Here is a 14,259-nt window from a genome sequence, read left to right on the forward strand (position 1 = left end):
ATGAATTCCACCGACATCTCCCGCACCATCGACGACTTCGCCACCATCAACGACGCCAACCGCGCGGTGGTCGACGTGATGGTCTCCGGACAGCCGACCCTGGTCGACGTCGCCCAGGCCCACACCCTGATCCCCGCGCTGGACACCGGCGAGAAGGTGCTGCTGCACGCCGGCCCGCCGATCGACTTCGCCCACATGCCCCAGACCATCCAGGGAGCCTGCATCGGGGCGGCGCTGTTCGAGGGCTGGGCCACCACCGAGGAGGGGGCGCGCGAGATCGTCTCGCACCAGGTCCGCCTCATCCCCTGCCACGAGGTCGGCGCGGTCGGCCCGATGGGCGGCATCACCAGCGCCCACATGGCCGTCATGAAGGTGGTCAACGCCGTCTACGGCAACACCTCCTTCTCCACCCTCAACGAGGGCATCGGCAAGGTGCTGCGGTTCGGCGGCCACGACGCCGAGGTGCTCGAGCGGCTCGCCTGGATGCGCGACGTGCTCGGTCCCGCCCTGTCGGCGGCGCTGCGCGTCACCGGCGACGGGGGCGGCTACCCGCTGGGTCCGGTGATGGCGCGCGCCCTCACGATGGGCGACGAGATGCACCAGCGCAATATCGCGGCCTCCGCCCTGTTCGCCAAGGACATGGCCCCGCTGCTGGCCCGGGCCGATCTGCCGAGCGAGGTGGTCGCCGAGGTCACCGACTTCCTGGGGCGCACCGACCAGTTCTTCCTCAACATCGCGATGGCCGCCTCGAAGGCCAGTGCGGACGCCGCGCGGGCGATCCGCGCCGGCTCGGTGGTGACGGCGATGGCCCGCAACGGCTACGAGTTCGGCATCCGGGTCTCCGGGCTGGGCGACCGCTGGTTCACCGCCCCGGTCAACACCCCCACCGGGTTGTTCTTCACCGGCTACGACCAGTCCCAGGCCTGCCCCGACATGGGCGACTCCGCGATCATGGAGACCCTCGGGCTGGGCGGGATGAGCATCGTCGCGGCCCCCGGGGTGACGCGGTTCCTGGGCACCGGCGGGTTCGAGGACGCCCTGGCGACCACCGAGGAGATGGCCGAGATCGTCACCGGCCACAACCCGGCCATGCCGATCCCGACCTGGGGATTCCAGGGGGCGCCGATCGGCATCGACATCCGGCTCGTGGTGCAGACCGGGATCACCCCGATCATCAACTCTGGCATCGCCTCCATCCACCCGGGAGTCGGTCAGATCGGCGCCGGCACGGTCCGGGCACCGCTGGGATGCTTCACCTCCGCGGTCGAGGCCCTGGCGCAGGTCTACGGGATCGACGTGGCATGACCGTCCCGGTGGGCCTTCCTCCGGCCTCCCCCGTCTCCTCGGCCTCACCGGTCTCCCCGGTGTCGGCGCCGGTCGGTCTGCGGGCCTGCGAGGTCTCGGCGCCGGTGGCCCGCTGCTCGACGGGGCGCACCGCCGATGGGTCGGACCACGGGTCGGGACGGGCCCGCACGACACCGGCCGGCACTGTGGTCGGCGTCTTCGCCCACTCGGTGAGCATCCGATGCCAGGATCCGCACGGCGTCCCGCTGATCGTCAGCCTCTCCGATGTCCCCGTCGACTCGGTCGCCCAGGCGCGGATCCCCGCCGACCGGCTGGCGGATCTGCGGCCCGAGGGGATCGGGACACCGGTCGCCCTGGAGACCGCCGGGGCGGCCGTCGTCGCCAGCCGGATCACGACCCACGGCACCCCCGCCGTCTTCTCGGCGCCTGCCTCCTGGTTCGACACCGCCGACGGGCGCCGGTTCGGCGTCCCGCGGCTGGAGCGGGCCGCCGAGGCGATCTGGGGCGACCAGGACGCCGAGGCCCTCGAGGGGCTGTGCGGACTGGGGATCGGGCTCACCCCCTCGGGGGACGACGCCCTCATCGGGCTCATCGCGACCGCCCGCACCGCCGGTCTCGGGACCCGCGTGATCGGCCGGTTCACCGAGATCCTCACCAGCCCGCGGGCGGCCGGCCTCACCACCGAGACCTCGCTGTGCCACCTCCGGCTGGCCGTCGGAGGGGACTTCTCGGCCACCGTGCTAGACCTGCTCGACGCTCTTATCGCCGACCACGACAGCACCACGACCGGGCAGCCTCGCATCGCCACCGCGGTGGCCCGGCTGGCCCACACCGGCCACAGCTCCGGGGCCGACCTGATGGCCGGGGTCGCCGCCCTGACCCGCCGTCTGGCCCACCAGCAGAGATCATCTGAACCATCCGAGTCCGGGAGGGACCAGCAATGAGAATCGTCATCGGCGTCGGCGGAAACGCCATCGCACCCCGTGGGCGCCCCAACACGGTCGCCGACCAGAGGGCGCAGATCCGCCAGGCCTGCGGCCCGCTGCTGGACGCCGCCGTCGACAACGAGCTGGTGATCACCCACGGCAACGGCCCCCAGGTGGGGATGCTCGCCCTGCAGCGCGATCCCGACGGCAACCAGCCGCTGCCCCTCGACGTGCTCGGCGCCGAGACCCAGGGGATGATCGGCTACCTCATCGAGACCGAGCTGCGCAATGAGATGACCCGGCGGTCCAGAGCCCTCACCAAGCAGCAGCGCGCCGAGGCCCGCCGCGAGGGGGAGACGATCCGCAGCGGGGCCGCCCAGCGTCTGGTGACCACGGTGCTCACCCTGGCCGAGGTCTCGATGGACGACCCGGCCTTCCAGCACCCGACGAAGTTCGTCGGTCCGGTCTACACCGACACGGAGGCCGAGCAGCTGGCCGCCGAGCACGGCTGGATCTTCGCCTCCGACGGCGGGCACCCGCGCCGGGTGGTGCCCAGCCCGCGCCCCCGCCGCATCATCCAGGTCGACTCCACCAGACGACTGCTGGACGCCGGGCACATCGTCATCTGCACCGGCGGCGGCGGGATCCCGATCGCCCGGGACTCCAAGGGCAGCTATGTCGGGGTGGAGGCCGTCCTCGACAAGGACGCCAGCTCCGCGCTGTTCGCCTCCGAACTCAAGGCCGATGTGCTCGTGATGGCCACCGACGCCGACGCCGTGATGGTCGACTGGCGGACGCCGCAGGAGAGGCCCCTGAGGGTCGCCACGGTCGGCGAACTGGAGCAGATGGACTTCGCCGCCGGGTCGATGGGCCCCAAGGTGCAGGCCGGCTGCGACTTCGTCCGCAAGCACGACGGGCGGGCGGTCATCGGGCGGCTGTCCGACCTGGGCCACCTTCTCGACGGGACCTCGGGGACCACCATCCTCAGGTGAACGGTCCGCCGGGTCCGCGACCACGGCCCTGCGAGGTCGTCCGGGAGCGACGACACCCTGAGCACTCAACCCCCGAGTCCAGGAAGCAATCGGCCAGAGGGCGGCCCCGCTCAGCGCAGCGAGATGCGCACCCCGTCGGGATCCTTGTGGAACCGGACCCGCGACAGGTCCTGGACCCGGGCGTCGGCCTCGGGACCCTCGGCGGTGGTGGTGCGCAGCCCCAGGGTGGCGCACCCGGCGGCCCGGGCGGCGTTCACCCCGACCTGGGAGTCCTCCACCACCAGGCATCGCCGGGGGTCGGCCCCGATCCGGCGGGCGGCCTCCAGCCACGCATCGGGGGCGGGCTTGCCGTGCTCGACGTCGGTGCGGGTCACCACCACCGGTGGCGCCGGGATGGCGCTGGCGGCGAGCCGGACCTCCATCAGGTCGCGGTCGCAGGAGGTCGCGATGGCCGAGGTGTCGGCGTCCAGGGCCCTCAGCGCCTCCACCGCCCCGGGCATCGCCACCACCCCCTCGACGTCGTTCAGCTCGTAGCTGCGGATGTCGGCCAGCGCCTGGGGGCGCAGCGGCGGGTCGATGAGCTCGTCGACGATCTCGATGACGGGCACCCCGTGGCGGACGTCGGAATCGCCGATCCGGTACTTGTGCGACCATCTCGCCCAGGACCGGGCGACCACCGGGGTGGAGTCGATGAGGGTTCCGTCGGAGTCGAAGAGCACCGCCTCGAAGAGCCGATCGGTCAGGGGTCCCAGGTCGTCACTCGCCATGGCCTCACTCTATGGGCCCGGTGCCGGCCCTGTGGTGTCCGACGCCGGTCCTGCGCTCCATCCCCCCGCCGCCAGGGCCCCGACCGCGCGCTCAGATCCGGTGCGCGGAGCACCGCCCCGCTCTTGTGAGTGAGCACTCACTCACATATCATTCTCCGACGTGTCCCCTCGTGCCCGGGCGATGTCCGCCCAGAAACGCAGCCTCTCGATCGTCGAGGCGGCCCGCCGCCTGCTCGTGAGCACCGGCGTCGCCTTCACCACCCGCGAGGTGGCCCGGGCAGCCGGCATCGCCGAGGGCACCATCTTCCGCCACTTCGCCACCAAGGACGACCTCCTCCAGGCGGTCATCGACGACGTCCTGGACCCCACCGACCTGTGCGCCGGGATCGACGCCCTGCCCGAGAATCTGGGACTGCGGCCGCGGGTCGAGGCCGCCCTGGAGCTGATGGCCTCCCAGCTGGGCACCATCACCGCGGTGATGACCGCCCTGCACCCGCACCGGATGCGCCCACCGGGCGAGGACCGCACCCGAACCCACGGCCCGGGCCCCCACAACGGCCGGGACGACGACCCGCACGCCGGCATCCGCGCCTGGTACTCCGCGGTGACCTCCTCCCTGGGCCGCCTGATGGCGCCCTACGCCGACCAGCTGCGCGTCCCGGCCGACCAGGCCTGCGCGGTCCTCCTCTCGGCGGTCACCATCAACGCCCGCCCGATCGCCATCTCCCCCCACCGGTTCTCCGCCGCCGAGCTCGCCGACATCCTGCTCAACGGCATCGCCGATGCGGACCCCACCCTTGAATCCCGTACCTGTCAGGAGTCGCCGTGCTCGTGAAACTCGTCAGCCACCATCTGCGGCGGTACTGGCCCCAGCTCGTCGTCATCCTCGTCCTGCAGGCCGGCGCCCAGGTCGCCGCACTGACCCTGCCGACCATCAATGCCGACATCATCGACAAGGGGGTGGTCGCCCTCGACACCGGCTATGTGAAGTCACGCTCGGCGCTGATGCTGGCCGTCTCCGCCTGTCAGGCCGTCTGCCAGATCATCGCGGTCTACTTCGCCTCCCTCACCGCGATGGGGATGGGCCGCGACATCCGCGACGCCGTCTTCACCAGGACGCTGTCCTTCTCCGCCCGGGAGGTCAACCGGTTCGGCGCCCCCTCCCTCATCACCCGCACCACCAACGACGTCCAGCAGGTCCAGATGCTCGTCTTCATGACCCTGGCGATCATCGTCGGGGCCCCGATCACGATGATCGTCGGGGTCGTCATGGCGCTGCGCGCCGATGTCTGGCTGTCCTGGATCATCGTCGCCGCGGTGGTCCTGCTGGCCGTCTGCGTCGGCGTCGTGGTGGCCAACATGGGCCCGCTGTTCGGCCGCCTGCAGAAGCGCATCGACGACCTCAACCGCGTCACCCGCGAGCAGATCACCGGCATCCGGGTGGTCCGCGCCTTCGTCCGCGAGTCCTACGAGGCCCACCGGTTCGACCGCACCAACGGCCAGCTGATGCGGATCCAGGTGGCCGTCGGACGGCTGATGGCCGCGATGTTCCCGATCGTGATGCTGGTGATGAACCTCTCCCAGATCGGCGTCTTCTGGTTCGCCGCCCCGCGGATCGACTCCGGACTGCTGCAGATCGGCGCGCTGACCTCCTTCACCACCTACCTCATCCAGATCCTGTTCTCCGTGATGATGGCCACGATGATGATCATCATGTGGCCGCGCGCCTCGGTCTGCGCCACCCGGATCACCGAGGTGCTGGACACCCACTCCTCGGTGGCGGCCCCGCAGCACCCGGTCACCGAGCTCCCCGAGCGCGGACACCTCGAGTTCCGCGACGTCGAGTTCAGCTACCCCGGGGCCACCTCCCCGGTGCTCTCCGACATCTCCTTCAGCGTCGAGAGGGGCACCACCACTGCGGTGATCGGCTCCACCGGCTCCGGCAAGACCACCCTGGTCGACCTCATCCCCCGGCTCTTCGACGTCACCGGCGGCCAGGTCCTGGTCGACGGGGTCGACGTCCGCGAGCTCGACCCGGAGACCCTCTGGGGGGCCATCGGACTGGTGCCCCAGAAGTCCTACCTGTTCAGCGGGACGGTCGCCTCGAACCTGCGCCAAGGCGATCCCGACGCCGACGACGAGGCGCTGTGGGAGGCCCTGCGGACCGCCCAGGCCGCCGACTTCGTCTCCGAGATGTCCGACGGGCTGGACTCGACGATCTCCCAGGGAGGCACCAATGTCTCCGGCGGACAGCGTCAGCGGCTGTCGATCGCCCGCGCCCTGGTGAAGAAGCCCGACATCTACGTCTTCGACGACTCCTTCTCGGCCCTGGACGTCGGCACCGACTCCCGGCTGCGCGCCGCCCTGGCCCAGACGGTCTCTGAGGCCGCGATCCTCATCGTCGCCCAGCGGGTCTCCACCATCCGCGGCGCCGACCAGATCCTGGTCATCGAGGACGGCCGGCTGGTCGGCCGGGGCCGCCACGAGGAGCTCCTGGAGAGCTGCCCCACCTATGTCGAGATCGTCAACTCCCAGCTCTCCGCCGAGGAGGCAGCAGCATGAGTCAGGAATCACCGGTCGCCGGGAAGAAGCCGGCGATGTCGGACCAGGAAAGGGCCCGGATCGCCCGGGAGTCCTCCCGCAGCGGCCGCGCCTCGCACGGCCCGATGAGTGGCGGACGGGTGGCCGAGAAGGCCGTGAACTTCGGCCCCTCGCTGCGCCGCCTGCTCCACGAGCTGGCGATCTCCCGGACGGTGCTCGCCGTCGTGGTGGTGGTCGCCGCCGTCTCGGTCGGACTCAACGTGATCGGCCCCAAGGTGCTCGGCCACGCCACCGACATCATCTTCGCCGGTGTCATCGGCCACCAGCTGGGGGCGCGGGTCCCCCAGGCTGCCGGGATGACCAGCGACCAGTTCATCGCGATGCTCCAGTCCAGCGGCCAGGCCGACCCGATGTCGCGGGTCATCGACCTGCTGCGCCAGTACCACGACATCGTGGTGGGCCACGGCATCGACATCCACCGGCTCGGCGTCGTGATGATCTTCGCGCTGTCCCTCTACGTCGTCTCGGCCGTGCTGTCCTTCCTGCAGGGATTCCTGCTCAACACCGCCGTCCAGCACTCCATCTACCGGCTGCGCAAGCGGTTCTCGGCGAAACTGGACCGACTCCCGCTGAGCTACTTCGACAAGCAGCCGCACGGCGAGCTGATGAGCCGGATGTCCAATGACATCGACAACATCTCCCAGACCCTCCAGCAGACCCTCCAGCAGCTGCTCAACGCGGCGCTGATGGTGATCGGCGTCATCGTGATGATGTTCTGGGTCTCCCCCCTGCTGGCCGTCATCAGCATCGTCGTCATCCCGATCGCCGGGGTGGTCTCGGCGCTCATCGGTAAGCGCTCCCAGGTGCAGTTCGCCCACGTCTGGCGATCCACCGGCGACCTCAACTCCGAGGTCGAGGAGGCCTACACCGGTCACTCCCTGGTGAAGGTCTTCGGACGCCAGAAGGCCGTCGCGGCCACCTTCCACGAGCGCAACCAGGAGCTCTACCAGGCCGGTTTCAAGGCCCAGTTCATCTCCGGGATGATCCAGCCGGTGATGTTCCTGATCGGCAACATCAACTACGCCGTGGTGGTCCTGGTGGGCTGCCTGCGGGTGGCCAGCGGCCAGATGCCACTGGGCGACGTCCAGGCCTTCATCCAGTACTCGCGGATGTTCACCCAGCCGATCACCCAGATCGCCTCGATGGCGAACCTGCTGCAGTCGGGGGTGGCCTCGGCCGAGCGGGTCTTCGAGGTCCTCGACGCTTCGGAGCTGTCGGCCGAGGCCGACGGCGTCCTGCCCCCGACCCGGGGCCGGGTCTGCTTCGAGCACGTCGACTTCTCCTACTCCCCCGACAAGCCGCTCATCACCGACCTGTCCCTGGTCGCCGAGCCGGGCCAGACGGTGGCCATCGTCGGGCCGACCGGGGCCGGAAAGACGACCCTGGTGAACCTGCTGATGCGGTTCTACGAGATCGACGGCGGCCGGATCACCCTGGACGGCACCGACATCCGCACCGTCCCCAGGGAGCAGCTGCGCTCCCGGATCGGGATGGTCCTCCAGGACACCTGGCTGTTCTCCGGGACGATCCGCGACAACATCGCCTACGGGCGCCCCGACGCCTCCGAGGAGGAGATCCTGGACGCCGCCCGGGCCGCCTATGTGGACCGTTTCGTGCACTCCCTGCCCGACGGCTACGACACCGTCATCGACGAGGAGGGGTCCAACGTCTCGGTCGGCGAGAAGCAGCTCATCACCATCGCCCGGGCCTTCCTGGCCGCCCCCGACCTGCTCATCCTCGATGAGGCGACCAGCTCGGTGGACACCCGCACCGAGGTGCTGGTCCAGCAGGCGATGAACAATCTGCGGTCGGGACGGACCAGTTTCGTCATCGCCCACCGGCTCTCCACGATCCGCGACGCCGACCTCATCCTGGTGATGGAGCACGGCGCGATCATCGAGCAGGGCAGTCACGCCGAACTGCTGGAGGCCCAAGGGGCCTACTACGACCTCTACCAGACCCAGTTCAACGCCGCGATCGAGGAGGACGCCGCCGAGCCGGCCCGCTGAGGGCCGTCGGGGCAGGACGGGCAGGGACAGGACGGCCCGAGGTCACATCGAGGTCTCGATGATCTCGGCCACCTCGTCGTGGGTCAGCACGATCGGGTTGCCCTTCATGCTGGAGGCCCTCATCGCCGCCTCGGCCGCCTCGTCGACCTGGGAGCGCCTCAGTCCCAGGGCCGCCAGGCCGGGCACCCGCAGGTCGGCCACGATCCGGGCCAGCCACTCGACCCCGTCGGCGGCCCGCGCCTCGGGTCGGCCGGTCAGCAGCTTCGCGACGGTGTCGTAGCGGGCCAGTGCCGGGTTGTCGAAGTCGCGCCGGATCATCGACTGCACATTGACCCTCGTCGCCGCCGCCAGCATCGCCGCGCAGATCTCGCCGTGGGCGCCGCCGGTCACCCCGCCGATCGGGGCGGCCAGGCCGTGCACCGCGCCGAGTTTGGCATTGGCCAGGCTCAGCCCGCCGAACAGCGAGCACAGGCTCATGTCGGTGCGCGCCTCGATGTCGGCGCCGTCGGTCCAGGCGCGGCGCAGCCCGGAGGCGGCCCGGCGCATCCCCTCGGCGGCGATCTGGTCGGTGAGCACATTGGCCTTCACCGAGACGAAGGGCTCGATGCACTGGGTGAGGGCGTCGAATCCGGAGGACGCCGTCACCGCGGCCGGACCGCTCACCGTCAGCTCCGGGTCGACCAGAGCGATCGCCGGCAGCATCGCCGGTGACCTGAGACTGGCCTTCACCCCGTGCTCGGGGGAGATGATCGGTGAGTTGGCGGTGACCTCGGCGCCGGCCCCAGAGGTGGTGGGGCAGGCGACCACCGGGATCGTCTCCGGTTTGAGGGCCATCCCGCGCCCGACCACCTCGATGTGGTCGAGGATGTCGCCCGAGTTGCGCGACAGCACGCCGACCGACTTCGCGGTGTCGATGGCCGAGCCGCCGCCCACCGCCACGATGACGTCGGGCTTGAACTGCCGGGCGGAGTCGACCGCCTGGCTGACCTGGGGGATGGAGGGCTCGCCGCTGGTGCGCACCACCAGGCGCTCGGATCCCAGCAGGTCGAGTCCGGGGAGGTTGGCGGCGTGCCCGCCGGCCACGATCATCACCCGGGGGCCGAACCCCGAGACGATGGCGGGAAGGGCCGCGAATCGGCCCGGTCCGAAGACGATTCTCCCGGCGGTGGCGAAGTCGAACTCCATGATGTGCCTCTCCTGTGACGGCGCGGCCGGCCCCGGGCCGGTCCGTCCTCAATCCTGCCAGCCCTTGCCGGGCTGCACCCGCGATCCCCGATGCTCGGTGGCGATCCTCACCAGTGCCCCGGCCGGCCCGCCCAGGGCCTGCGGCCCGGTCCAGGCCGCGCACAGGCGACGTCTCAGCCTCACCCCGTCGATCGGGATCTCGACCAGTGATCCGCCGGCGATCGCCTCGGCGACCGCCAGCCTGCTCAGCACCGCCGGGCCGGCCCCCGACAGCACGGCGACCCGCACCGCCGCATTGCTGCCCAGCTCCAGCTGGGGGGTGACCGGTCGGCCGAGCGCGTCGTCGAGGACCCGTCGGGTGCCCGAGCCGGACTCCCGGGTGACCAGCACGCCGTCGTGCAGATCCTCGGGGCCCACCGCCCGGTGTCCGCGGGCCCAGGGGTGGCCGGGCGAGACCACCAGGACCAGCTCGTCCTGGCCGACCGTGGCCAGGTGGGCGGCGCCCCGGGGGATCGGCCCCTCGATGAACCCGAGGTCGCACCCGCCCACCAGCAGGTCCTCGAGCACCGCGGCGGTGTTGGTGACCCACAGGGTGACCCGCACCTCGGGGCTGAGGGCCCGGAAGGCCGCCAGCCATCCCGGCAGGAGGTGCTCGGAGATCGTCTGGCTCGCCGAGACGGCGATCGTCCCGGCACCCCGGTGGCTGAGGGTCCGGGCATTGGACAGCAGGTCGTCGGCCGAACCCAGCAGGGTGCGGGCCCACTCGACCACCAGGAGTCCCTCGGGGGTGGGCGCCGATCCGGTCGTGGAGCGGCGCAGCAGGGGCAGTCCCAGGCTGTGCTCCAGCCTGGTCACCGATCGGCTCGCATTGGGCTGGGCGATCCGCAGGGCGCGGGCGGCCGCCGACAGGCTGCCGTGGTCGACCACCGCGACCAGCACCTCGAGGGCGCTCAGATCGGGCCATCGGGACATGCGCGAATGATATGCCCCCATGGGCAGGTGGCGGCTACCGGAGCGGCGGAGCCAGGAGCAGGGTGTGACATATGGTCACCACCCGCCACCCGTCCCCCTCGGTCGCCACGACTCCCTCTGATCCCATCGCGGTGGAGCCCCTGCCCGCCCCGGCCCTGGTCCCGATGGGTCCGCCGTGGTGGGGTGCGGTGATGGGTACCGGGATCCTGTCGACCCTCACCCAGCTCCACATCGGCACCTCGACCCCCGGCGCCGTCCTGGCCCGGTGCCTACTGGTCGCCGGATGGCTGCTGATGGTGTCCTTCGCCACCCTCTTCCTGCTCAGGGTGCGCCGCAGCGCGCAGGTCTGGCGGGACTCGGTGAGCGGGGTCGGCTCCTCTGCCTGGGGAATGGTGGCGATGGGCATCCTCGCCGTCGGATCGGCGACCGGGACCGTGCTGCCGGCCTGGAGCCCGGCCCTGGCCAGCGCGGCCTGGACCGCCGACCGGACGCTGTGGGTCATCGGCACCCTGATCGGTTTCCTCAGCACCTTCGGGTTCGCCGTCGGGCTGCTGAGGCACCGCCCGAAGGAGCCCCGTCCGGCCTGGGGTCTGGCGATCGTGCCCCCGATGGTCTCGGCCACCTCCGGGGCCCCCTTCGTCGCCCAGATCTCCTCCCCGCTGCTGTCCCTGGGCCTGCTGGCCTTCCTGATCGCCTGCTTCGTGTGCTCCCTGACGCTGGGGATCGTGATCTTCACCGCCGCCTACCACCACCATCTGCGGATCGAGCCGATCCCTGTCCCGCTGTCGATCTCGGCGTGGATCCCGCTGGGGGTGGTCGGCCAGTCGACCGCCGCGGCCCAGGCCATCGCCGCCCAGAGCGGACGGTTCCTCACCCCGGAATCGGTGCCTGCCGCCCAGGCCGTCGCCGACGGCTACGGCTACCTCATGCTGTCGATCGCCGTCCCGCTGGTCCTCCTCGCGATCAGCGTCACCCTCCACGGGGTGCGCAACGGAATGCCCTTCTCGCCGGGCTGGTGGGCCCTCACCTTCCCGATCGGGACCCTCTCGCTGGGCGCCCTCAATCTGTCGAAGGGGTCCCATCTGGCGGGCTACTCGCTCGCCAGCACCCTGACCTGGATCGTCCTGCTGGGCACCTGGACGCTGTGCGTCATCGCCTCCCTGCGCCCGCTGGTGCTCCAGCAGGCCGCCCGCACACGGCGTCTCCACGCCTGACCGGCGGCTGACCGGCGGCTGACCGGCGGTGCACGACCACCAGAGCAGCACCTGCACCGGGCCGGCAGCGCACCCCAGCACCCGAGACGGCCCGCTGACCACCGGTCTCACCCCCGGCGGGCCACCGGCGGGGCGCGTCTAGACTGTTCGCCCGGAACCTCCGGCGAGGTCCCCGTCCCGGCCTGCCCCCAGTCGAGGCGTCACGTCCTCTTACTGAAATGAGACCCATGGCCGAGGTCAGGACCCGCGAGGTCACCGCACACACCGACACCGAGATGGCGCAGGACCAGACGAAGGTCCTGCAACGAACCCTCAGCCGGTTCGACATCGTCTTCCTCATCGTCTCGGCGGTGGTCGGCCTGGAGATGCTCGGCTCGGTGTCGGCCCAGGGTTCGCAGACCTTCACCTGGCTGGTCATCCTGATCGTCGTCTTCCTGGTCCCCTACGCGCTGATCTTCGCCGAGACCGGATCGGCCTTCGTCGGCGAGGGCGGGGTCTACCTGTGGACCCGCAAAGCCTTCGGGCGCCCGGCGGCCGCCGTTGCCTCGGCCCTCACCTGGATCACCCAGCCCGTCTGGGTCGGCGGGTCGATGGCCTTCCTCAACGCCGAGGCGGCCCGCAACCACGTCGTCCACTTCGCCCCCGGGTCGACCCCCGACTACCTCTTCAAGCTGGTCTTCATCTGGCTGACGGTGCTGGCCGCGATCCTCTCGCTCAAGAAGGCCAAGTGGATCCCCACCGCGGGGGCCTTCCTCAAGATCGCCTTCCTGGCCCTGTTCATCCTCACCGCCGCCTTCTACGCCACCCGGCACGGCGTCCAGCACCTGCCGATGTCCGGCTTCTCCCCCACCCTGTCCGGGTTCGTCACCCTCACCCCGCTGCTGCTCTTCGCCTTCCTCGGCTTCGAGGGCTCCTCCAGCGCCTCGGGGGAGATGCACAACGCCCAGCACGACGTCTCGGTCTCGGTGCTGCGCTCCTCGGCGATGGCCGGCATCTTCTACCTCATCCCGGTGCTCACCATCCTGCTGGTCATCCCGCCGACCATGATCGACGGCGTCTCCGGGCTGCTCACCGCCGTGTCCACCGTCTTCTCGGTCTACGGCCCGGCCTCCGGGGCCATGATGACCCTGGCCGTCGCCCTGTTCATGGGCGCCAATGTGGGCCAGGGCGCCGCCTGGATGATCATGTCCGACCGGATGCAGGCGATGGCTGCCGCCGACGGCTCCTTCTTCGGCGGGTTCTTCGGGCACTTCCACCCCACCCTGGGCACCCCGGTGCGGGTCAACCTGCTGTCGGGCACCGTCTCGACGGCCTTCATGCTGGCCGCCATGCAGCTCACCGGCTCCTCGGCCTCGCTGTTCAACGTGGTGCTCGGGGTGGCCATCACCACCTACCTGTTCAGCTACCTGCTCATCATCCCGGCCGCCGCACGGCTGCGGACCCGCTTCCCCGATGCCGAGCGCCCCTTCCGGGTTCCTGGCCCGAACTGGGTCTTCGTGGGCATGTGCGTCATCACCACCGCCCTGGTCGCCCTCGGTTCCTGGGTGACGGTCTTCCCCGGCACCCTGGAGGCGCTGCTCGGCCTGCCCCACGACTTCTCCCAGGCCTCCGGGGTCTCCTACGGCGCCTTCGAGGCGCTCACCCTGGGCACCATCGGGTTCATCGTCGCGCTGTCCCTGGTCGGCTACCTGCGCGGGGCCCGGCTGCGCTCGCGGTTCACCAGCGTCCCCGACGCCGACCTGAGCGAGTCCCTCACCTCGGCCCGATGAGCATCCACTCGACCAACCCCTTCGCTGACCCGGTCAACGAGCCGGCCCGCCAGCTGCGCGGCCGACTGGGCTCCCGGGTCACCGTCTGGACCGCCGGGGAGCTGGAGCCCAGTAATCCGGACGGTGAGGCCGCCGGCCTCACCGTCTCCTCCCTCATGACGGTGCCGGGGGACCCGTGGCGGGTGGCGGGGCTGATCAATGTGGACTCCGACCTGGCCGAGCTCATCCCCACCACCGGCCGGCTGGCGATCACCCTTCTCAACGGCCCCGACGAGGAGATCTCCGAGACCTTCGCCGGCGCCCTGCCCAGCCTCGGCGGCCCCTTCCGCAGGGGCCGGTGGCTGGACTCGCAGTGGGGACCGCGGCTGGCCGGGCACACCTGGGCCGGGGTCCGGGTCGAGGACACCCGCCCGCTGGGCTGGCTGCTCGAGGTGACCGGAACGCTGGACCACCTGGAGATCGCCGACGACGCGGCCCCGCTGCACCACATCCGGGGCCGCTACCGGACGCTGTGACGCC

Annotated in this window: 12 protein-coding genes; 9 read left to right on the forward strand and 3 right to left on the reverse strand. The window is 70.9% G+C overall.

Annotated elements, in window-relative coordinates; all coding sequences use genetic code 11:
• The 3 genes from FEZ32_RS03255 to FEZ32_RS03265 are packed head-to-tail and all read left to right on the forward strand — an operon-like array spanning window position 1 to window position 3,223.
• The gene (locus FEZ32_RS03255) at window positions 1–1,305 is read left to right on the forward strand and encodes a YlbE family protein (protein ID WP_138679905.1); all 1,305 of its coding nucleotides are present in this window, start codon (window positions 1–3) and stop codon (window positions 1,303–1,305) included.
• The gene (locus FEZ32_RS03260) at window positions 1,302–2,249 is read left to right on the forward strand and encodes an oxamate carbamoyltransferase subunit AllH family protein (RefSeq protein ID WP_138679906.1); all 948 of its coding nucleotides are present in this window, start codon (window positions 1,302–1,304) and stop codon (window positions 2,247–2,249) included. Before FEZ32_RS03255 ends, FEZ32_RS03260 begins: the two co-directional genes overlap by 4 nt.
• A complete protein-coding gene (locus FEZ32_RS03265) occupies window positions 2,246–3,223 on the forward strand; it encodes an amino acid kinase family protein (protein WP_138679907.1) in 978 nt (325 codons plus the stop codon). The genes FEZ32_RS03260 and FEZ32_RS03265 overlap by 4 nt, the downstream gene beginning before the upstream one ends.
• 110 nt (window positions 3,224–3,333) lie before the next feature.
• Here the strand turns inward: FEZ32_RS03265 and FEZ32_RS03270 are convergent, their stop codons facing one another.
• A complete protein-coding gene (locus tag FEZ32_RS03270) occupies window positions 3,334–3,990 on the reverse strand; it encodes an HAD family hydrolase (protein WP_036982062.1) in 657 nt (218 codons plus the stop codon).
• A 160-nt stretch (window positions 3,991–4,150) separates the two neighbouring features.
• Here FEZ32_RS03270 and FEZ32_RS03275 point away from each other — a divergent pair, with 160 nt between their 5' ends.
• From FEZ32_RS03275 to FEZ32_RS03285, 3 genes are read left to right on the forward strand one after another with little or no spacing between them, the layout of a single operon-like run.
• Window positions 4,151–4,825 carry a TetR/AcrR family transcriptional regulator gene (locus FEZ32_RS03275; protein ID WP_126412677.1) on the forward strand — a complete coding sequence of 225 codons (675 nt, stop codon included), beginning with the start codon at window positions 4,151–4,153 and terminating at the stop codon, window positions 4,823–4,825.
• Window positions 4,816–6,552 (forward strand): ABC transporter ATP-binding protein, encoded by a 1,737-nt coding sequence (locus FEZ32_RS03280; RefSeq protein WP_138679908.1) that lies wholly within the window; start codon window positions 4,816–4,818, stop codon window positions 6,550–6,552. Before FEZ32_RS03275 ends, FEZ32_RS03280 begins: the two co-directional genes overlap by 10 nt.
• On the forward strand, window positions 6,549–8,600 hold the full coding sequence (locus FEZ32_RS03285) for an ABC transporter ATP-binding protein (RefSeq protein WP_338028426.1): 2,052 nt from the start codon (window positions 6,549–6,551) through the stop codon (window positions 8,598–8,600). Before FEZ32_RS03280 ends, FEZ32_RS03285 begins: the two co-directional genes overlap by 4 nt.
• Before the next feature lie 42 nt (window positions 8,601–8,642).
• Here FEZ32_RS03285 and FEZ32_RS03290 read toward each other — a convergent pair whose 3' ends face one another.
• Both FEZ32_RS03290 and FEZ32_RS03295 read right to left on the reverse strand, forming a co-directional pair.
• Window positions 8,643–9,785: an iron-containing alcohol dehydrogenase gene (locus FEZ32_RS03290; RefSeq protein ID WP_028703587.1), complete on the reverse strand. Its 1,143-nt coding sequence runs from the start codon at window positions 9,783–9,785 to the stop codon at window positions 8,643–8,645.
• Between the two features lie 48 nt (window positions 9,786–9,833).
• Window positions 9,834–10,757 (reverse strand): LysR family transcriptional regulator, encoded by a 924-nt coding sequence (locus FEZ32_RS03295; protein ID WP_138679909.1) that lies wholly within the window; start codon window positions 10,755–10,757, stop codon window positions 9,834–9,836.
• Between the two features lie 71 nt (window positions 10,758–10,828).
• On the opposite strand from FEZ32_RS03295, the gene FEZ32_RS03300 reads away from it, so the two are divergent.
• The 3 genes from FEZ32_RS03300 (at window position 10,829) to FEZ32_RS03310 (ending at window position 14,255) form a co-directional block, all read left to right on the forward strand.
• Window positions 10,829–11,971 (forward strand): TDT family transporter, encoded by a 1,143-nt coding sequence (locus tag FEZ32_RS03300; protein WP_138679910.1) that lies wholly within the window; start codon window positions 10,829–10,831, stop codon window positions 11,969–11,971.
• A gap of 227 nt (window positions 11,972–12,198) precedes the next feature.
• A complete protein-coding gene (locus tag FEZ32_RS03305; protein WP_138679911.1) occupies window positions 12,199–13,740 on the forward strand; it encodes an APC family permease in 1,542 nt (513 codons plus the stop codon).
• The gene (locus FEZ32_RS03310) at window positions 13,737–14,255 is read left to right on the forward strand and encodes a flavin reductase family protein (RefSeq protein WP_097799492.1); all 519 of its coding nucleotides are present in this window, start codon (window positions 13,737–13,739) and stop codon (window positions 14,253–14,255) included. Before FEZ32_RS03305 ends, FEZ32_RS03310 begins: the two co-directional genes overlap by 4 nt.
• The last annotated feature ends 4 nt before the right edge of the window (window positions 14,256–14,259 follow it).

The organism is Acidipropionibacterium jensenii, from assembly GCF_005890135.1.
Lineage (GTDB): Bacteria > Actinomycetota > Actinomycetes > Propionibacteriales > Propionibacteriaceae > Acidipropionibacterium > Acidipropionibacterium jensenii.

Excerpts from the sequence above, each read along its gene's own strand:
- FEZ32_RS03300 (WP_138679910.1), top strand. The coding sequence starts at position 10,829 with ATGGTCACCACCCGCCACCCGTCCCCCTCGGTCGCCACGACTCCCTCT.
- FEZ32_RS03310 (WP_097799492.1), top strand. The coding sequence starts at position 13,737 with ATGAGCATCCACTCGACCAACCCCTTCGCTGACCCGGTCAACGAGCCG.
- FEZ32_RS03305 (WP_138679911.1), top strand. The coding sequence starts at position 12,199 with ATGGCCGAGGTCAGGACCCGCGAGGTCACCGCACACACCGACACCGAG.
- FEZ32_RS03270 (WP_036982062.1), bottom strand. The coding sequence starts at position 3,990 with ATGGCGAGTGACGACCTGGGACCCCTGACCGATCGGCTCTTCGAGGCG.
- FEZ32_RS03295 (WP_138679909.1), bottom strand. The coding sequence starts at position 10,757 with ATGTCCCGATGGCCCGATCTGAGCGCCCTCGAGGTGCTGGTCGCGGTG.
- FEZ32_RS03285 (WP_338028426.1), top strand. The coding sequence starts at position 6,549 with ATGAGTCAGGAATCACCGGTCGCCGGGAAGAAGCCGGCGATGTCGGAC.
- FEZ32_RS03290 (WP_028703587.1), bottom strand. The coding sequence starts at position 9,785 with ATGGAGTTCGACTTCGCCACCGCCGGGAGAATCGTCTTCGGACCGGGC.
- FEZ32_RS03260 (WP_138679906.1), top strand. The coding sequence starts at position 1,302 with ATGACCGTCCCGGTGGGCCTTCCTCCGGCCTCCCCCGTCTCCTCGGCC.
- FEZ32_RS03255 (WP_138679905.1), top strand. The coding sequence starts at position 1 with ATGAATTCCACCGACATCTCCCGCACCATCGACGACTTCGCCACCATC.
- FEZ32_RS03265 (WP_138679907.1), top strand. The coding sequence starts at position 2,246 with ATGAGAATCGTCATCGGCGTCGGCGGAAACGCCATCGCACCCCGTGGG.